This is a genomic window from Serratia proteamaculans (genome assembly GCF_946227095.1).
In the GTDB taxonomy this organism is placed as follows: Bacteria; Pseudomonadota; Gammaproteobacteria; order Enterobacterales; family Enterobacteriaceae; genus Serratia; species Serratia proteamaculans_E.
Genome location: NZ_CAMISV010000001.1, coordinates 564,455 through 582,763, shown reverse-complemented (window position 1 = coordinate 582,763; position 18,309 = coordinate 564,455). Strand labels below are relative to the sequence as shown.

15 protein-coding genes are annotated in these 18,309 nt (G+C 57.2%); 9 read left to right on the top strand and 6 right to left on the bottom strand.

Going from position 1 to position 18,309, the window contains the following annotated elements; genetic code table 11:
• Positions 1-177 precede the first annotated feature (177 nt).
• Positions 178-2,376, top strand: a complete 2,199-nt coding sequence (dinG, locus tag OC597_RS02835; RefSeq protein ID WP_261251975.1) for an ATP-dependent DNA helicase DinG — start codon at positions 178-180, stop codon at positions 2,374-2,376.
• Here dinG and OC597_RS02830 read toward each other — a convergent pair whose 3' ends face one another.
• Positions 2,377-2,811 (bottom strand): Lrp/AsnC family transcriptional regulator, encoded by a 435-nt coding sequence (locus OC597_RS02830; RefSeq protein WP_261462130.1) that lies wholly within the window; start codon positions 2,809-2,811, stop codon positions 2,377-2,379. It abuts the gene before it with no gap.
• Between the two features lie 136 nt (positions 2,812-2,947).
• On the opposite strand from OC597_RS02830, the gene OC597_RS02825 reads away from it, so the two are divergent.
• Positions 2,948-3,862, top strand: coding sequence for a DMT family transporter (locus OC597_RS02825; RefSeq protein ID WP_262207351.1), 915 nt, complete (start codon positions 2,948-2,950; stop codon positions 3,860-3,862).
• Here the strand turns inward: OC597_RS02825 and OC597_RS02820 are convergent.
• Positions 3,821-5,173, bottom strand: a complete 1,353-nt coding sequence (locus OC597_RS02820) for a DHA2 family efflux MFS transporter permease subunit (RefSeq protein WP_262207349.1) — start codon at positions 5,171-5,173, stop codon at positions 3,821-3,823. The genes OC597_RS02825 and OC597_RS02820 overlap by 42 nt on opposite strands.
• A 113-nt stretch (positions 5,174-5,286) precedes the next feature.
• Here OC597_RS02820 and OC597_RS02815 point away from each other — a divergent pair, with 113 nt between their 5' ends.
• Both OC597_RS02815 and OC597_RS02810 read left to right on the top strand, forming a co-directional pair.
• Positions 5,287-6,201 (top strand): LysR family transcriptional regulator, encoded by a 915-nt coding sequence (locus OC597_RS02815; protein WP_262207348.1) that lies wholly within the window; start codon positions 5,287-5,289, stop codon positions 6,199-6,201.
• A gap of 72 nt (positions 6,202-6,273) precedes the next feature.
• On the top strand, positions 6,274-6,903 hold the full coding sequence (locus OC597_RS02810; RefSeq protein WP_261284002.1) for a LysE family translocator: 630 nt from the start codon (positions 6,274-6,276) through the stop codon (positions 6,901-6,903).
• Between the two features lie 2 nt (positions 6,904-6,905).
• Here OC597_RS02810 and OC597_RS02805 read toward each other — a convergent pair whose 3' ends face one another.
• The gene (locus OC597_RS02805) at positions 6,906-7,742 is read right to left on the bottom strand and encodes a helix-turn-helix transcriptional regulator (RefSeq protein WP_262207346.1); all 837 of its coding nucleotides are present in this window, start codon (positions 7,740-7,742) and stop codon (positions 6,906-6,908) included.
• Between the two features lie 100 nt (positions 7,743-7,842).
• On the opposite strand from OC597_RS02805, the gene OC597_RS02800 reads away from it, so the two are divergent.
• From OC597_RS02800 to OC597_RS02785, 4 genes are all read left to right on the top strand, one after another.
• Complete coding sequence (locus OC597_RS02800; protein ID WP_262207344.1) at positions 7,843-9,267, top strand: MFS transporter; 1,425 nt, start codon at positions 7,843-7,845, stop codon at positions 9,265-9,267.
• Between the two features lie 61 nt (positions 9,268-9,328).
• Positions 9,329-9,961 carry an FMN-binding negative transcriptional regulator gene (locus OC597_RS02795; RefSeq protein WP_262207343.1) on the top strand — a complete coding sequence of 211 codons (633 nt, stop codon included), beginning with the start codon at positions 9,329-9,331 and terminating at the stop codon, positions 9,959-9,961.
• 39 nt (positions 9,962-10,000) lie between these two features.
• Positions 10,001-10,960 carry a DNA-binding protein YbiB gene (gene ybiB, locus OC597_RS02790; protein ID WP_262207342.1) on the top strand — a complete coding sequence of 320 codons (960 nt, stop codon included), beginning with the start codon at positions 10,001-10,003 and terminating at the stop codon, positions 10,958-10,960.
• A 50-nt stretch (positions 10,961-11,010) separates the two neighbouring features.
• Positions 11,011-12,867 carry a M3 family metallopeptidase gene (locus OC597_RS02785; protein ID WP_261284005.1) on the top strand — a complete coding sequence of 619 codons (1,857 nt, stop codon included), beginning with the start codon at positions 11,011-11,013 and terminating at the stop codon, positions 12,865-12,867.
• Positions 12,868-12,931: 64 nt separating this feature from the next.
• Here OC597_RS02785 and OC597_RS02780 read toward each other — a convergent pair whose 3' ends face one another.
• Complete coding sequence (locus OC597_RS02780) at positions 12,932-13,570, bottom strand: flavin reductase family protein (RefSeq protein ID WP_261251986.1); 639 nt, start codon at positions 13,568-13,570, stop codon at positions 12,932-12,934.
• Between the two features lie 119 nt (positions 13,571-13,689).
• On the opposite strand from OC597_RS02780, the gene rlmF reads away from it, so the two are divergent.
• Positions 13,690-14,655 carry a 23S rRNA (adenine(1618)-N(6))-methyltransferase RlmF gene (gene rlmF / locus OC597_RS02775; protein ID WP_170287984.1) on the top strand — a complete coding sequence of 322 codons (966 nt, stop codon included), beginning with the start codon at positions 13,690-13,692 and terminating at the stop codon, positions 14,653-14,655.
• Between the two features lie 39 nt (positions 14,656-14,694).
• Here rlmF and OC597_RS02770 read toward each other — a convergent pair whose 3' ends face one another.
• Both OC597_RS02770 and OC597_RS02765 read right to left on the bottom strand, forming a co-directional pair.
• On the bottom strand, positions 14,695-15,693 hold the full coding sequence (locus OC597_RS02770; RefSeq protein ID WP_261251987.1) for a fimbrial protein: 999 nt from the start codon (positions 15,691-15,693) through the stop codon (positions 14,695-14,697).
• Between the two features lie 32 nt (positions 15,694-15,725).
• Positions 15,726-18,257, bottom strand: a complete 2,532-nt coding sequence (locus tag OC597_RS02765; RefSeq protein WP_262207338.1) for a fimbria/pilus outer membrane usher protein — start codon at positions 18,255-18,257, stop codon at positions 15,726-15,728.
• Between the last annotated feature and the right edge of the window lie 52 nt (positions 18,258-18,309).

Genomic DNA, 18,309 nt, shown 5'->3' with positions numbered 1-18,309 from the left:
GTATACGGCCGTTTCGAACGTGGCTACTTCATTTGAACTGTCCTGATTTTATGGATGATTAATCTATGAAGAAGGATCGTTCAGTGCGGGTCGCGCCTCAATGATCGAAGGCCAGGCTGACGCGGCCGACGGTCTGTGGGACAATAGCGCCATCATTTCGTAGAGATATAGAGTTGAATGGCGCTCTCCCCCGCAGTTAAAGATCAGATTGGCCAGTGGTACAAAGCCCTGCAGCAGCAAATACCGGATTTTATTTCCCGTGCACCGCAACGGCAGATGATCGCCGAAGTGGCGAAAACGCTGGCCGGTGATTATCCGCGCCATCTGGCGATTGAGGCACCGACCGGCGTAGGCAAAACCTTGTCATACCTGATCCCGGGGATCGCCGTTGGCCGCGCCGAGAGCAAACCTTTGGTGGTCAGCACCGCTAACGTGGCGCTACAGGATCAGATCTACAGCAAAGATTTGCCGCTGCTGAAGAAGATCATTCCCGATCTGAAATTTACCGGTGCCTTCGGTCGCGGGCGTTATGTTTGCCCGCGTAACCTGGCGGCGCTGAGCACGGACGTCAGCGAGCAGGGTGACCTGATGCTGTTTCTGGGTGACGAACTGGCCCCTTCCAATGGTGAAGAGCAGGCGCTGTGCCAAAAGCTGAGCAAAGCGCTCAGCCGCCATGAGTGGGACGGGCTGCGCGACCATTATCAGTTGTCGATTGACGATCCGCTGTGGATCAAACTGAGCACCGATAAAGCCAACTGCCTGGGCCGCAACTGCCATTACATCCGTGAATGCCCGTTTTATATTGCCCGCAAAGAAATTGAGACCGCAGATGTGGTGGTGGCTAACCATGCGCTGGTGATGGCGGCGCTGGAAACCGAATCGGTGCTGCCCAACCCGAAAGAGCTGCTGCTGGTGCTGGACGAAGGCCACCATCTGCCGGAAGTGGCGCGTGACGCACTGGAGATTGAGGGCGAAATCACCGCATTGTCGACCAACCTGCAGTTGGACATGATCGTGCGTCACGTTGAGCAGTGCATGACGCAATACCGGCCGAAAAGCCCGCCGGGGTTGGCGAACGACGAACGTTTGAAAAACCATTGTGAAGAACTGCGCGAACTGATCCAGACTTTCGAGCATCAGGTCAGCGCTTATCTGCCGACGGACACCGTTATCGCCGAACACCGTTTTGAAATGGGCGAACTGCCGGCGGAAATGGTGGAAACCTGCGCACGCTTGTTCAAGCTGACTGACGCTTTGCGCGGGGTGGCGGAGTTTATCGTCAACGATCTCAGCGAACAGACCGGCAAGCACGACATTGTGCGTCTGCACCGCTCCATCATTCAGATGAGTCGCACCCTGGGTTATCTGGAGGCGATGAGCAAACTGTGGCGGCTGGCTGCGTTGGACAAGTCTTCCAATGCGCCGATCTCCAAATGGGTCACGCGCGACTTGCGCGATAACGTGACCCATCTGTATCTGCACTGCGTGGGGATCCGCGTCAGCGATCAATTGGAAAAGCTGCTGTGGCGCAAGGTGCCGCACGTAGTGATCACTTCGGCGACGCTGCGCTCGCTGAACAGCTTTGCGCGTCTGCAAGAAATGAGTGGGCTGAGTGAAAAGGCCGGCGATCGTTTCGAATCCCTGTCTTCGCCGTTCAATCACGTAGAGCAGGGCAAGATTGTCATTCCGAACATGCGCTTTGAGCCGGCGATGGCCAATGAGGCCGAACATCTGGAAGAGATGGCGCGCTTTTTCCGAGCCGAGCAGGCCAGCGGCAAGCACAAGGGCATGCTGATTTTGTTCAGCAGCCACCGGGCGATGCAGACCTTTCTCAGCTACGTCACCGATCTGCGCCTGATGTTGCTGGTACAGGGCGATCAACCGCGCTACCGGTTAGTGGAAGAGCACCGCAAACGGGTCGAGAAGGGCACCGCCAGCGTGTTGATCGGCCTGCAGTCGTTCGCCGAAGGGCTGGATCTGAAAGGTGAGCTGCTGACCCAGGTGCATATCCACAAAATCGCCTTCCCGCCGATCGACAGCCCGGTGATCCTGACCGAGGGCGAATGGCTGAAGTCGCTGAAGCGCTATCCGTTTGAGGTACAGAGCCTGCCAAGTGCTTCGTTCAACCTGATCCAGCAAGTGGGCCGACTGATCCGCAGTAATGAATGCCACGGCGAGATCGTGATTTACGATCGTCGCCTGCTGACCAAAAGCTACGGCTCGCGTTTGCTGGCGGCGCTGCCGGTGTTTCCTATCGAACAGCGCGAAGTGCCGGAAGCCGACAAGGCACACCTGGCCGCCGTCAAATCTGCCGCTGCGGCGGAGAAAAAAGACAAAAAGCGCAAGGATCCGTTCGCCCGTCGACGTACACGTTAATCAAAGCAGCGGCGGCAGGCGGCGCTTCACCGGCGTGGTTTTGACGATAGACGTGTTGCTTTGCGCGCACTCGGCCAGACGATCCAGGGTCTGGTCGAGTTGCTCCATCGAATGCGCCACCAGACGCACGATAAAGCAGTCCTCGCCGGTCACCTTGTCACACTCAATCACCTCCGGGGTCGCCTGGATCATCTGTTCAACCTTCTTCAGCATGCCCGGTAGCGGTTTGATGCGTACCAGTGACTGAAAAGCGTAGCCCAACGCCTGTAAATCTACGTTCAGGGTGTAGCCCTGGATCACACCACTTTCTTCCAGCCGCCGCAGCCGTTCCGAAGTGCTGGGTGACGACAGCCCGGCGCGGGCACTGAGGGTTTTCAGCGATACCCGTGCATCCTCGGCCAGCAGGGTCAGGATCTGGCGATCGATATCATCCATAAAGCCTCCATTAGGTTATTTATGTTTTATGCCTTCGATAAAAAGGCAGTTAAGCATAATGGCCTTTTTTATGCCATGGAAACCGGCGCGGGAAAGCCGCAAGATAAGCGTATTGGACTACCCTGAGGAAACAACCATGAATGCAGAGATAAAACGCGGCTCGCTGGAGATGATCGCCGCGATGCTGATTTCCGGCACCATTGGCTGGTTTGTGCTGATGTCCGGCCAACCGGTGATTAACGTGGTGTTCTGGCGCTGTGCGGTGGGCGCGCTGGTGCTGCTGGCCATCTGCGCGGCGCTGGGCCAACTGCGACGTGACATTTTGACGCGCACTACGCTGCTGGTGGCGATTGCCGGTGGCATCGCGCTGGTGATCAACTGGTTGCTGCTGTTTGCCGCTTATTCTTATGCGTCGATCTCTATCGCTACCGCGGTGTACAACACCCAGCCGTTTATGCTGGTGGCGCTGGGCGCAGTGTTCCTCGGCGAGAAGCTGACCGCTCGCAAGCTGCTGTGGTTGGTGCTGGCATTTGTCGGCATGATGCTGGTGGTGTTGGCGCAGCCGAAACAGGCGAGCGGACAGAACAACTATCTGATGGGCATTCTGCTGGCGTTAGGGGCGGCATTTTTCTATGCCCTGATGGCGCTGGCCGCCAAACGACTGAAAGGGACGCCGCCGCACCTGATTGCGCTGATCCAGGTCACGGTCGGCGTAGTGATGCTGTTACCGCTGGTGGATTTCCATGCCTCGGCCAGTGCCGGACAGTGGGGCATGTTGGTGACGGTCGGGGTATTACACACTGGGATCATGTACGTATTGTTGTATGGCGCGATCCAAAAGTTGCCGACCAACCTGATCGGCTCACTGTCGTTTATTTATCCGATTGCCGCCATGCTGGTGGATCGGCTGGCATTTGGTCATCGGCTGGTGGCGCTGCAGTTTGCCGGTGCGGCCATCATCCTGCTGGCGGCCGCGGGCATGAACCTGCTGGGTGAACGCCGGGGTCAGCTAATGGCGGCGCCAGGCGGCAAGCAGGCACCCGAACAGTGACAGCGCCAGTAACAACAGCATCACCGCCTGATAGCCATAGGTCGGGTAAATCAGCGCCGCCACGGCCAGGCCCACTGCGCCGCCAAGGTTGTGCAGCGTCCAGGTGATGCCCAGCGCGCCGCCGCTTTGTGCCTCGCTGACGGTGCTGAGCGTCGCCAACACCAGCGGGCCAAGAATGCAGCCCCAGCCCAGCCCCATCAGGGCGAAGGCCCCGAGCAGCAACGGCAGCGGGCTGCCGAGGTTAAATCGGCTTTGCAATGCAGCAGAGGCGGCCAGGGCGGCAAAACCGAGGATCAACGCCGGTCGCGGGCCGGATTTATCCACCCACCTGCCGACCCAGGGGGAGATCAACGCCATTACGGCGGTGGTGGGCAACAGCAATAACCCCAGCATCACGCCGTCGTAGTGGCGGGTGCTTTCCAGGTAAACAGGCATCAGGAAGAAGGCGGCGCAGTAGAAGAAGGCCAACAGTGCGCTTAACAGACAGACGCGCAATAAAGCCGGGTGACGCAGCAGTGCCAGCGGCACCAGCGGGGAAGGTGCCCGACGTTCAACCGGCAGCAGCAAGGCCAGAGCGGTGATAGCTACTGCCATCGTCAGCCCGGTTTTCGCAGTTAGCCAGCCCCATTGACCGCCCTGGCTGATGGCCAGCAACAGGCTGGCGACGCCAATCACCAACAGCAGCAGGCCGGGAATATCCAGCCGGGCCCCTTGCTGGGCGCGTGACTCCTGCACCGTGCCCAGGCAGAAGGCAAAACTCAGTGCGATCAGCGGTACGTTCAACAGAAACACCCAACGCCAACCCAGCGAACCGACCAGCAAGCCACCGGCGACCGGGCCGATAGCCAAGCCCAGTCCGTTGACCGCCAGTAAAATACCAATCGCCCGGCCGCGCTGCCGTGGTGGCCAGGCATCGGCGACAATGGCGGTGGTCGCGGTGTACAGCACCGCACAGGCCGCCCCCTGCACAAAGCGCCAGACGTTGAGCTGCTCAATACTGCCTGCCAGCCCGGCCCCCAGCGAAGCGCCGGCAAATACCAGCATCCCGCAGTAGAGCACCCGACGACGGCCGTATAAATCGGCCAGCCGCCCCGCGCTGACCATAAAGGCGCACAGCGCCATCACGAACAGGGTCATCACCCATTGCACGCTGCTCAGGCTGGTTGTCAGTTCACGCTGGATCGCCGGAATGGTGGTATTGACGATGGTGAAATCGATACAGCCCAAAAAGCTGGCGATACTTATGCCGATCAGCAATCGCCACAAACGGGGAGTTCCGGTAGCGGTCAGGGTTTCGCTGTGTTCGCTCATGAGGTATTTCCCGGTTGAAAAGAGTGCATTCAGTTTACTCAGGGCTTGCTGTAGCCAGTGGCGGCGTTTCATCGTTTAATAGGCGAATTAATATCGCCAATAAAGGAATCACCATGATCTCCAGCGAACGGTTACATGCGATCCGCGCTTTTGTGCAGGCGGTTCAGGCCGGGGGTTTTAGTCGCGCGGCCGAACAGCTTGGGCTTTCGCGCTCAACCGTGGGTAAAGCGGTGGCGCGGCTGGAGCAACGCCTGCAGGTGCGGTTATTTCAGCGCACTACGCGCAGCCTGTCATTGACCGACGAAGGGCAGTTATTTTATGACGATTGCCTGAAAGCGTTGGCGGCACTGGAGGCGGCGGAAAGCCAACTGGCAGCCCGTGCCCGCACGCCGGAGGGGCGCCTGCGGGTGTCACTGCCGGTGTTGTTTGGCCAAAAATGGGTGATGCCGCCGCTGCTGGCGTTGGCGGATCGCTACCCGCAGTTGCAGATCGAGGCGTTGTTTTCCAACCGTGCGGCAGATCTGGCGGAAGAGGGAATCGATCTGGCGGTGCGTATTGGCTCGCCCGGTGATGCCGCCGCGATCACCGCACGCCAATTGGGTGAGCAGCAGCAAATACTTTGCGCCGCTCCGGCTTATCTAAAACGGCAGGGGCAGCCCGGCAGGTTGGCTGAGCTGGTGCAGCATCAGGCGATTGGCATGCTGCGTGACGGGCGCAGCCAGCTCTGGCACTTGCTGGATGAGCAGGGTAAACCCCAGCGACTGTTGCCGCCGACCCGCTTGCGGTTGGGGAATATGGAGGCGGTACTTAGCGCCGCCTGCGCCGGGCAGGGTATTGCCATGCTGCCACGTTGGTTGGCACACGATGCACTGATGATGGGAGCATTGCGTGAGATCTTGCCAGGCAGCTGCGGCGCAGGGCTGGCGATCCACGTGGTCTGGCTAAAAGGCACCACCATGCCGCTGCGGATACGGGTGGCGATTGACGCCCTGCTGGCGGCTTTTACCCCCAAAGCGCCGTGGCAGTGATTTGCCACTGGTAAACGGCGGAGGCAGGGCTATGATAAAACCTGTTTTCCGCTACGGTGCAGCAGGTGATTTATGGTTGATGCTTCCACACTTTTGTTGTTTTCCGGCGCCTGCCTGGCGCTGACGGTGACTCCCGGCCCGGATATGTTGCTGATCGCTTCACGCAGCGTCAGTCAGGGGCGTCGCGCGGGGTTCGCGTCATTGGCGGGGATCCAGCTTGGTACCTATTGCCACGCACTGGCGGCGGCGTTAGGCCTGTCGCAACTGTTTGTTGCGGTGCCGCTGGCCTATGACGCGGTGCGCATGTTGGGGGCGGCCTATTTACTGTATCTGGCCTGGAAAACGCTGCGAACCGGCAGCAGTTTGCAGGCTTCTGCCGGGTTAGTGGCAGTACCTGCCATGCGGATTTTTCGACAAGGGCTGTTCACCAATATCCTCAATCCCAAAATGGCGCTGTTCGTTCTGGCATTGTTCCCGCAGTTTATCGATCCGCAGGCCGGTTCGCTGGTGGTGCAGATGCTGTTACTGGCGACGGTGCTGAATCTGGTGGGACTGCTGATTAACGGCGGGTTGATCATGGCGGTCAGCAGTATGAAAAGTCGCTTTGTCGGCCGCCGCTTCAGCGTGCGCTGGCCGAACTACCTGCTGAGTGGCGTATTCGCCGGGCTGGCCTGCAAGCTGATTTTTGACAGCCGCAAATAGCCTTAAGCCTGCAATAACGCTTCAAACGCCGCGCTGGCCGGGCATTGCGCCAGCGCGCTGTACATCACCAGTCGCAAATGATTTTCCTCATCGACAATGAACGATGCATGTTCGAACGTCACCTGGCCGGCATCCGGCACTGTGAAAGTACGCTGCCCCTGACAGAGGCCGTGAATGTCATGCTGCTGCCACAGTTGGCGGAACTGCGGTGATACCTGCTCCAGCGTCTGAACCCGCTGCTGCATGGTGGCGTCTTCCGGTGAGCGGGCATAGTCGCGGCGAAAGCTGGCCAGGATTTGCGGCGCTTGCGCCTGCCACTCCATCAGCCGCTGGTTGAGCTGTGGATCGGCGAACAGCATCCACAGCATGTTGCGTTGTTGCGCCGGGCGATCGCCGATGGCAAACAGCCGATCCGCCGCCGGGTTCCAGGCGATGATGTCCCAGCTCAGGTTCATGACGTAAGCCGGGCGCAGTTTCAGGTCGTCCAGCAGGCGGCGTACCAGCGGCGATACCTGACACCATTGATGGCCGACCGGCACCGGCGGCCGCTGATGCGCCAGCAAAAACAGATGGTAGCGCCCGGTGGCATCCAGCTTCAGCACCCGCGCCAGGTTTTCCAAAAAATCCACCGAGGCGTTGATCTCCCGCCCCTGTTCCAGCCAGGTGTACCAGGTAAGGCCCACCCCCGCCAGTGCGGCCACCTCTTCGCGCCGCAGCCCCGGCGTCCGGCGTCGGGTACCACTCGGCAAGCCGACGGCCTGCGGCGATAATTTCTCCCGCTTTTGACGCAGAAAATCGGCCAGATCCTGACGGGTTCGATTGAGGGTGCGCGGTGGCATAGTGGCTGTCCTGTTGCTGTTAGTAATAGTATAACTGGCTATATAGTAACAGTTTAGGACATGTTCCATACTGCCGCCATCTCAATCTTTGGAGGCATTTATGGAACAGTCATTAGCGGAGGACGATCGTCGTCTGCCTGGATTACCGGTGCTGTTGCTGGGCGGTTTTGTGACGGTGTTTGACCTGTTTGTGGTGAACGTGGCAGCCCCGGTGATCCAGCAGCAGTTCGCCGCCGACTTTGCCGGCATCGGGCTGATTATTGCCGGTTATGAGTTGGCATTCGGCGTGTTACTGATTGCCGGTGGGCGGTTGGGCGATCGCTTTGGTCGCCGTCGCATGTTCAGCTTGGGCATGTTGGGCTTTACGCTGACGTCGGCGCTGTGCGGTATGGCGACCTCCCTCAGCATGCTGATCGTGGCGCGTTTTCTGCAAGGGGCAACGGCGGCGTTGTTGTTCCCGCAGATCTATGCGCTGTTGCGCGTGCTTTACAGTGAGCACCAGCGGCGGCGCGCTTTTGCCTGGCTGGGCATGACGCTGGGACTGGCGGCCATTGTCGGTCAGATCTTCGGTGGCTTTATTATTGAAGCCGATATTTTCGGTAGCGGCTGGCGGATGATTTTCCTGATCAACCTGCCGGTGGGGGCGCTGGCGATGCTGGCGGCGCGGCGCATTCCCGAGTCACGCCTTGAACAGGCACAGCGGCTGGACGGCGTTGGCCTGCTGTTGGCGGCCAGCGGGTTGCTGCTGTTGCTGGTTCCGCTGCTGGAAGGGCCGTCACGCGGCTGGCCCTGGTGGGTATTGCCTGCGCTGGCGCTGAGCGTGGCGGTGCTGTGGGGCTTTATTCGCTGGGAACGCCGGTTGGCGCTGGGCGCCGGGGACGCAGTGCTCGATCCGGCGTTGCTGCGGCAGGGGAGTTTCGCCCCAGGCGTGGCGGTGGTGTTGGCGATTTACTCGACCGCTTCTTCGTTCTTCCTGTGTTTTGCCCTGCTGCTACAGGCAGGCATTGGCCTGACGCCGTTTCAGGCCGGCAGCCTGTTTGCCCCCGCCAGCGTGGCTTTTATGCTGGCTTCATTTTTGGCACCGATGCTGGCGCAGCGTTGGGGCAATGGCGTGTTGGCACTTGGCGTGGTGATTTATGCCGCGGGGATGGCGCTGCTGGTGGTGCAGGTATTGTGGGGGGCGGCGCTGGTGCAGCCACTGTGGTTGTTGCCGGGGTTGGTGATCCTGGGCTTTGGCCAGGCACTGAGCATGACGCCGTTGCTTAATCTGGTGCTCGGACTGGCAAAACAACAGCAGGCCGGGATGGCCGCCGGGGTGATTTCCACCGTGCAGCAGGTCGGCGGAGCACTGGGGATTGCCGCCAGTGGCGCGTTCTTTGTCCCTTTGCTGGCCGGTGGCGCCGGTGCAGAAAGCTATGGGCAGGCGTTTGCCGGGGCAATGGTTTACAACCTGCTGGCGATGGTTGTCGCCTTTGTGCTGCTGAGGTGGATCATCCAACAACAGCGCAAAGTGGCTCTTCAGTAAACTGCTGGCGAGTGTTATTGCTATTTCATCGCCCCGATAACGCTAAAGGATGCCCAACGCCATGTATCAACCCGCTTCATTTCGTGATGACTGCCTGGAAAGTCAAATTGCGCTGGTTCGTACCCACCCGTTGGGCATGTTAATCAGCCAGGGCGAGCAGGGCCTGGTAACCGACCCGTTGCCGTTTTTGATTGACGCCGATGAGCAGGGAAACGTGGTGCTGCGGGCGCACCTGTCCCGCGCCAATCCCCACTGGACGTTGTTACAAAAGGTGCAGGAATGCCTGGTGATATTTCAGGGGCCAGAGGGATATATCTCGCCCGGCTGGTATGAAACCAAGCGTCAGACCGGCAAGGTGGTGCCGACCTGGAATTACAGTGTGGTGCAACTGCACGGAGTGCCCCGGGTAACGAAGGACGCGGGCTGGTTACGGCAACAACTGGAAGGATTGACGGCGTTGCAGGAAGGACGCCAGCCTGAACCCTGGCGTATCGACGACGCCCCGGCCCATTACATTGCGGCGCAAATCAAGGGCATTGTCGGCATCGAGATCGCTGTGACTCGCCGTGAAGGCAAAGGGAAGATGAGCCAGAACCGCAGCACCGAAGACGTTGACGGGGTGATTGCCGCGCTGCGTGTCGGTGATACAGACCAGCAGCGACTGGCGGATGAGGTTGAGCGGCGGCGTGGATAAGGTATGCTGATCCCAGACTGAATCAGGGGAACGCAGACGATGGATTACACCAAAATTATCAAAGAAATAGGCCGTGGCAAGAACCATGCGCGCGATCTGGACCGGGAAACCGCCTTTCAGCTCTATCAAAAGATGCTGGCCGGTGAAGTGGGCGAGCTGGAACTGGGTGGCATCCTGATTGCCATGCGCATCAAAGGGGAAGCCGAAGAGGAAATGCTCGGTTTTTACCAGGCGATGCAGCAGCAGGTGATGTGTCTGCAGGCACCGCAAGGGAGGCCGATGCCGGTGGTGTTGCCGAGCTATAACGGTGCGCGCAAACAGGCGAACCTGACGCCGCTGTTGGCACTGTTGCTCAAGCGTGTCGGTCTGCCGGTCGTGGTGCATGGCGTGTTGGATGACAGTACCCGTGTCACCAGTGCCGAAACTTTCCAGGCGTTGGGTCTGCCCTGGTCGCAAGATGCCGCCGATGCCCAGCAGCGTCTGGATCAGGGTGAAGCGGTATTTATCCCGGTTTCGGCCTTGTCTGCACCTCTGGATCGTCAACTCGGGATGCGCTGGCGCATGGGAGTGCGTAACAGCGCCCATACGCTGGCCAAACTGGCCACGCCTTTTGGCGGGCAGGATGTGCTGCGTATCGCCAGCGTGTCGCACCCGGAATACGTTGGTCGGGTGGCATCATTTTTCCGCCAGATCGGCGCCCGTGGGTTGTTGATGCACGGTACCGAAGGCGAGGCCTATGCCAATCCGCAGCGTTGCCCGCAGATCCATTACATCGTTAACGGCGAGCAGCAGGTGCTGCTGGAGCGGCCGGGGCAGGATGAAGTGCCTGATCTGCCGGCAGCAAAAGATGCCGAAACCACCGCACGCTGGACCGAACGTTGTCTGGCGGGGGAAGTGGCAATCCCACTGGCGATCCAGCGCCAGATTGCCTGTTGTTTGCTGGCTACCGGTGAAGTCGGCAGCCTGGAGCAGGGACTGGAGCGTTTACGCAGCGCGTAAATCCCATCGTCTATACTGGAATACTTCGCGAATCGGCTGAAAGGATGGTTATGCAACAGGCTCTCGATTACTTTAATCAATTGAATCAGGATTACCTTGAGGTTCACCGCACCAAAGAAGATCTGTTCTGGCAGAACTATATGGGCACTGGCGGTGACGATGTTTCTGCACGCTTCTCGGCGGCGGAAAGCGCCTATAAACGCTTTATTGCTGAGCCGAGTCGATTGGCGGAGATCCGTCAGTTGCTCGCTGGGCTGGAAGTGCTGCCGCAGGATGCACAGCGCGACGCGCTGCAACACGGGTTGAACGGCTGGCTGCGTTTCTTTGACTGTAACGCCATTGAAGATGCTGAAGCCCAGACGCTGCTGGATCATATTATCAGTGCCGAGGCGGACCTTTATACCCGGCGTAAGGCCAACCCGGTCAGCCATCTGAATGCCGCCGGACAGCGGGTGAACGCCTCGCTCGGCGAACTGTTGACCAATCAGGCCACCAATGAAAATGAAGACTATCGCCGCAGCTCGCAGGAGGCGTTGCGTGAACTGGAGCAGTGGCTGCTGCATAACGGCCTGCCGGAGCTGATTAGCCTGCGCAACCGCTTTGCGCGCCAGATGGGCTTTCGTAACTATTTTGACTACAAGGTCAATAAAACCGAGCGCATGACGCCGGAGCAACTGTTCGCCATTCTGGATCGCTTCGAACAGCAAACCCGTGAAGCCAATTCACGCAGCCTGCAGCAGTTGGCGGCGCAGAAGGGCGAGCAGGCGCTGGAGCCCTGGAACGTGCGCTTTGCCAGCGCCGGTGATGTGACCCGCCAACTGGATCCTTACTTCCCGTTCGCCCAGTCGCTTGAGCGTTGGATCAACAGCTTTAAACGGTTGCACATCGGTTTTCGCGGTGCGCAGATGGATCTCGATCTGTTGGTGCGTGAAGGCAAGTATGAAAATGGCTTTATGCATGGGCCGGTGCCGCCGTTTATCCAGCAGGGGAAATGGCTGCCGGCACGGATTAACTTCACCAGTCTGGCGCAGCCGGATCAGGTGGGCAGCGGGGCTCATGGCCTGAATACGCTGTTCCATGAGGGCGGCCATGCCGCTCACTTCGCCAACATCTGCCAGAACGCGCCCTGTTTCTCGCAGGAGTTTCCGCCGACCTCCATGGCCTATGCGGAAACCCAGTCGATGTTCTGCGACAGCCTGCTGGACGACGCCGATTGGCTGAAACGCTATGCGAAAAACGCCACCGGCGAGCCGGTACCGGATACGCTGATTGAGGCCAGCATCGCTGCGCGTCAGCCGATGCGTGCGTTCAACGAGCGCCATATTCTGCTGGTGCCGTACTTTGAGTGGGCGTTGTATCAGTGGGATGAACAGCAGTGCACGCCGGAGGCGATTACCGCGCTGGCGCGTGAAGTTGAGCACAAAATACTGGGCATCAGCGGCAGCCCGCGCCCGACGCTGGCGATCCCGCATTTGTTGTCGCTGGAGTCGGCCTGTTCCTATCAGGGCTATCTGTTGGCGCTGATGGCGGTCGAACAGACACGTCACTTCTTCCTGCAGCGTGACGGTTACCTCACCGATAACCCGGCGATTGGCCCGGATCTGGCGCGCCACTACTGGCTGCCGGGTAACGGTGTCAGTCACGATGAGACGCTACGCAGTCTGACCGGTGAAGGTTTTAATCCGGACTATCTGGCGCAGGCCTGTAACCAGACGGTGGCGCAGGCGTGGCAGGATGCGCAGCAGACCATCGCGGCAGCGGCTGCCCGGCCTCAACCTGCGGCAGACTTCGATCTGGCGGCGCATATCCGCGTGGTGGATGGCGAGCAGGTGCTGGCGGATAACGCCGAGGGCGATGAAAAAATGTGTCGTGATTTCGCGGCAGCGATTAACGCGCGTCTGGTCTGAATCCAATGAAAAAGCCCGCCGATCACGCGTATCGGCGGGCTCTTTATCAAAAATATGAGGTCACTCAGCGCTTTTGCGCATCCGGCCGGGTCAGATCGAAACGGTGCAGTTCCGAGATGCCGTAGTAAGCGGTTGGGCCCCCTGCACGCAGAATCGGCTCGGCGGCGGCGGTCTGATAGACGCCATGTTCGTCCAGCAGTGCGGGATCGATATGCACCGCCACCACTTCCCCCAGTATCAGCCAGGTTTCCACTTTTTCGCCGCCGGCACTTTGCAACTGAATGCATTGCGACAGGCGACATTCAAAGTTCACCGGGCTTTCTGCTACGCGTTCGGCCTTCACCAGACGGCTGGGTAATGGTGTCACGCCGGCAAAAGCAAATTCATCTTCCCCACGTGCCAGGCTGGCGGAGCTGTTATTCATGGCATTGGCCAAAGGGCGAGTCGCCAGGTTCCAGACAAATTCCCCTGTCTCGACAATGTTCGCCACGCTGTCTTTCCAGCCGGTGCTGGCGAAGCCGATGATCGGCGGGCGGTAATTGAAGCAGTTGAAAAAGCTGTAGGGTGCCAGGTTGCGCTGGCCGGTGACGCTGACCGATGAGATCCAACCGATGGGGCGCGGGCCGACGATGGCGTTTAGCGGGTCATGCGGCAAACCATGGCCTGCGGCGGGTTCATAGTAATAACGGGACTCACTGCTCATAGATGACCTGAGATAGGGAAACAGAGCTTTTATTCTGACGCGTTTCCCGTCGTCTGCAAGTTTGCCGCTGCTTTATGGTATCTTACGCGCCAGAAATACCTTTAAGAGAGCCCGTCACGGTGGAAAAAAAGAAAAGCTTCCCGCAGCAGAAAAGCGGATTGCACCCGCGTAACCGTCATCGCTCACGCTATGATTTCCCGGCGCTGATCGCCAGTTGCCCGGGGCTGGAGCCGTTCGTCAAGCCGAACGCCTGGGGCGATATCTCGGTAGATTTTGCCGATCCGGCGGCGGTGAAAATGCTCAACCGTGCGTTGCTGCAACATTTTTATGGTATCGAGCATTGGGACATTCCTGCCGATTACCTGTGCCCGCCGATCCCTGGGCGCTCCGATTACCTGCACCATCTGGCCGACCTGCTGGCGACCAGCAACGACGGTGAGATCCCGCGCGGTAAAGGCGTGGCGATCCTAGACGTGGGCATTGGTGCCAACTGCATTTATCCGATTATTGGCCTGCGCGAGTACGGCTGGCGTTTTACCGGTTCGGAGATTGACCCGGTATCGCTCAATTCGGCCAAAATGATCGTCGAAATGAACCCGACGCTGAGAAACAGCGTGCGTCTGCGCCTGCAAAAGCAGCCGGAGTTTATCTTTAACGGCATCATTGGGGTGGCTGAGAAGTTTGACGCCACGCTGTGTAACCCGCCATTCCACGGTTCCGAACAGGAATCGCAGGCCAGCACCCGCCGCAAACTGCACAAGCTGGGCAAAGGCGAAGTGGCCGACAAGCCGGTACAGAACTTCGGTGGCAAAAATAACGAGCTGTGGTGTGAAGGCGGCGAAGAAGCCTTCGTGCGTAAAATGGTAGAGGAAAGCGTCAGCAAGGCGCAGAACTGCCTGTGGTTCACCTCGCTGATTTCCAAACACACCACCTTGCCATCGATTTATCACGCGTTGAAGCTGGCGGGGGCGGCAGAAGTCCGCACCATCGAGATGGCGCAGGGGCAAAAAATCAGCCGCTTCGTCGCCTGGACCTTCCATGACGCAGAACAGCAGGCCGCCTGGGCGGCAGAACGCTGGCGTTAATTGTGCCCGTATGGGAGGCTTCTCCCATACTTAATATGTTTACTGATAGGTTAGGGTAAAGGTCGCCCTGCTATTTGCCTGGCCACCCGTCACCGTAGCTGCCGTTTGGTAATAGCGCGCTTTTAGCGGGATAGTCAGAGTGTTTTTGGCCGTGGTGGTGGTGATAGTAAACATGTTGCCGAATGTCACTGGGGCATTTTTATACAACACCTGTACACCAACACCGGTAGCTGTTGATCCGCTGGTTGCCGGGGTCAGTGCCAATACCCCGGGCAGCGGGCTTTTTCCTGTTGGATCTTCGAGGGTTAAGTTGACCCGGGTAGCCGCATCACAGTCCAGATTAATATTAAAGTCTTTTTCTGCCGTGGTAGAACCCTGGCCGGTAAAGGCGGTTTTCAGGACATCCCCCATCGGCACCTTAATGGCAGTATTGGTTACTGAACAGGCGGTAGTCGTCACCGTAAAACTGTTCATGATGAGCGCTGAGTCTGGCCGCCAGGTGCCATTATCCAAGAGAATAGCCGCCCCCACGTTAGCGCTATTAACCACTCCTGAACCTGTGATCGGGGCTGTTTTATAAAAAGTGAGCCTGGCTTTTCCCTTCATGGTAAATGTTGTAAACATCCCTGCTTTATCTGTATAACAAAGCATGTTTTGGTTATTAGTCTCAGTAACGTAACGAATTATGGTAAGGCAATTATTGGTGTCCTCCATTCCAATAGCATAACCAATACCGGGTATACTGGTGCTGTAAATACGTCGATCACCAATAGTTGTCACATAGCTACCGTGGCTTTTGACGTACCAGCTCCAGGAAGGAGTAGTCAATATTGTGTCACAGGAAAAAAATTGAACGTTACCGGCTACTACTTCTGTGCCTATCTGTGAGCCTACCGGCGCATCACGTTGAACGACCATATTCGGCACGCTGATTGAAGAAGAAGCCGTGTGCGAACAAGCGGCCTGTGCTTTTGAAATATAAAGTAATGATGTGCCAAATAATATTAATAAAGTCGATGCGGCGCGAATATTACTCATAAGAGTTCCTTTAATTAGTATAAAATAAAATATCAACGACAGACTGCATCAAAAATACGTAATGCTGTGGCTTCATTATCTTTAACAGCAGGTAAGGTAAAATCTACGGTGCATTGTTTATTGCCCGTTTTGCCCCATTGCACCCGTAATGTTCCTTTTTCTGGGACACCGCTGATATAGACCTGGCCGCCATCGCCGACCCATGCGCTGTTTGGCTGACCCTGATCCTCTTCCACCAGGGTTGCATTTGCCCCCAACGGCACGGGTTTACCTTGATAACTCAACGTCATAATCACACGGCTGCCCAAGCGAGTTTTAAAGTTAGCCAAGGTCACGGCACCGCGGGTTGGCACCACGTTTTGTACCGTAGTTTCGATATCCACATTGTCACCCATCGAACGGGTATCCAGCCCAATCCGGTTGTTCCGGTAGGTACTGACATAAGGCACTACCGCATAGCCACGTGAGTCGGTATAGACGCCGGTATTGTTTTCCAGCTTAAGGTTTGCTGCGCCGGGGGCACGTACCAATGCCACAGTGTCACCCAGGGGTTGCGAGAAGGTGACGCCATACGGATGGACAACGATACCGCCTTGCATTCCGTAGTTAAACTGCTGTGAGTCGCTGGAGTAGTTGTAACCCCCGTTGATTTCGCCATGGCTCCCCTGGTAACGCGCACTGGCACTACCGCTGTTTCCCTGGCCTTGATTAGCCAGGCTTTGTTGCACCGTATAGCTCAGGTTATTGTCTGCCAACGCCGTACCGCTAAGTCCTGCTTGCTGGGTGACACTGCCATTGCTGCCTGAGTTGATGCTGTAGGTCGCCCAGCTATTGGCCAGGAAGCGGCTTAATGGAACCTGCACGCTGAAAGAGAGTTGCTTATCGCCGGTTTGCGCACCTGGCGTTTGGCTATAACTGTAATTCAGGCTGTAACTGATACCGTAAATACTCTGGCTGTAACCGGTATTGATGGTGCGTTGGTAACCCTTCATGCGCCAATAATCTTGTTGATAAGCAGAAATATAAATACTGCCGTACTCTTTAAATGACTGGTTCAGGTTCAGCTGGGATTTACTGCGTTTATTGTAGTTATAACCTACGTTGCTGTTGCCCGGCGTCCCAGAGGGAAACGTACCGATTTCATTCACTTCCTGAAAAGTATAAAAGCCTTCGGTCGAATAACGGTAACTGGCCAGGGTAAATGTGGTCCCGGTGAGGGCGATATCTTTAGAATACTGAATACGGTATGACTGCCCGGTACTGTCGGTGTTATTGGGTAATTTACTTTTTGCCTGGGTGATATCGGCTGATAGTGAACCAATATCACCGAAGCCATGGCCTAAACCGAGACTTGCCGCCCAATAGTTTTCCGCCCCTAGCAAGCCGCCATAAAGGGTCGTGCTATGTGCCAGTCCGTAAATTAACGAGGTCTGGCTAAAATTAGGTGTCTGACTATTCGCATTGGCTGAACGATAGCGTCCGCCAGCCAGCGAATATTTTAATTGCCCCTGGCGTAGCATAATCGGCACCGCAGAGAAGGGCTGAACAAATGTGTGTTCGCTACCGTTGGCTTCAGTGATAGTGACATGCAAGTCGCCACTGGCCGAAGTAGGGTACAGATCGCTAATCTCGAACGCGCCGGGTGCGACATAAGTCTGATAAATGACGTAGCCATTTTGACGAATAGTGACCTGAGCGTTAGATTGCGCAATGCCACGCACCGACGGAGCAAAGCCTTTCAGGCTATCAGGTAGCATGCTGTCGTCAGAGGCCAATTGCACACCGGTAAATTGGTTGCTGTCAAAAACCATCCCCGGGGTGGTGCTTTGCCCAGCGATAAATTGACTTTTTAGCGCGTGAATATCGCGTTGCAGATAAGTGTTAACCGAGCTCCATTTCTGTTGGCCCTGATCGTCCCGGGTATAGGTCGAATAGTTGCGCAGGCGCCAGGCACCCAGATTTGCCCCAGATTGCAGGTTAAAGTAGTAATTATTCTCACTGGCCGCTTGGCTGTTCCGCTGAGTATTGGCACCACTAAAGGTGTAATTGAATAACAGGGCCGGCAAACCCTGATCCCATAAAACAGGATCGACATAGCCCCGCGCTTTTGAGTCCAGTGCGGCTTGCGGAATGCTGATGTCCAGGCGTTGTTGCTCAAAATTAAAATGAGTACTGGCATCAGGAATATAGCTTGCAATATCAGTAATCGGCTGCTCGACCGGCAATTTCTCTAATGCCGGAAACGCTTTGTTTTTTAGCCCCATAACGGACAGTTGCTGAGCTGTTAACTCTGGCGCTAATTTATTTTCAGCCGATTTTATAAACTTAACCGAACGGGTTTCGATAAAGTTATCGTTCAGGTAAATATCTACGCGGTAATCCCCCGGTATTTCTCCACCGGAGCTGTATAAGTTTTCGAGGTCTACCGGTTGCTGTGCCGGATCCTGCATTTCTAATGCGGCAGGATCGAAATAATAACCACTGGCCGCAGCGGGTAATCCAATGAGTCCGATGCCTGTGGCCGCGATTTTTATTAACCAGTGAGGGTGATTATAGTTTTTCATACTGACTCCTCGCATACCAGCTATGAGGTCTCATCCTTTATTATTTATTGAC

Excerpts from the sequence above, each read along its gene's own strand:
- OC597_RS02815 (WP_262207348.1), top strand. The coding sequence starts at position 5,287 with ATGATCTCCAGCGAACGGTTACATGCGATCCGCGCTTTTGTGCAGGCG.
- OC597_RS02810 (WP_261284002.1), top strand. The coding sequence starts at position 6,274 with ATGGTTGATGCTTCCACACTTTTGTTGTTTTCCGGCGCCTGCCTGGCG.
- ybiB (WP_262207342.1), top strand. The coding sequence starts at position 10,001 with ATGGATTACACCAAAATTATCAAAGAAATAGGCCGTGGCAAGAACCAT.
- dinG (WP_261251975.1), top strand. The coding sequence starts at position 178 with ATGGCGCTCTCCCCCGCAGTTAAAGATCAGATTGGCCAGTGGTACAAA.
- OC597_RS02805 (WP_262207346.1), bottom strand. The coding sequence starts at position 7,742 with ATGCCACCGCGCACCCTCAATCGAACCCGTCAGGATCTGGCCGATTTT.
- OC597_RS02820 (WP_262207349.1), bottom strand. The coding sequence starts at position 5,173 with ATGAGCGAACACAGCGAAACCCTGACCGCTACCGGAACTCCCCGTTTG.
- OC597_RS02780 (WP_261251986.1), bottom strand. The coding sequence starts at position 13,570 with ATGAGCAGTGAGTCCCGTTATTACTATGAACCCGCCGCAGGCCATGGT.
- OC597_RS02830 (WP_261462130.1), bottom strand. The coding sequence starts at position 2,811 with ATGGATGATATCGATCGCCAGATCCTGACCCTGCTGGCCGAGGATGCA.
- OC597_RS02785 (WP_261284005.1), top strand. The coding sequence starts at position 11,011 with ATGCAACAGGCTCTCGATTACTTTAATCAATTGAATCAGGATTACCTT.
- OC597_RS02795 (WP_262207343.1), top strand. The coding sequence starts at position 9,329 with ATGTATCAACCCGCTTCATTTCGTGATGACTGCCTGGAAAGTCAAATT.
- OC597_RS02825 (WP_262207351.1), top strand. The coding sequence starts at position 2,948 with ATGAATGCAGAGATAAAACGCGGCTCGCTGGAGATGATCGCCGCGATG.
- OC597_RS02765 (WP_262207338.1), bottom strand. The coding sequence starts at position 18,257 with ATGAAAAACTATAATCACCCTCACTGGTTAATAAAAATCGCGGCCACA.
- OC597_RS02800 (WP_262207344.1), top strand. The coding sequence starts at position 7,843 with ATGGAACAGTCATTAGCGGAGGACGATCGTCGTCTGCCTGGATTACCG.
- OC597_RS02770 (WP_261251987.1), bottom strand. The coding sequence starts at position 15,693 with ATGAGTAATATTCGCGCCGCATCGACTTTATTAATATTATTTGGCACA.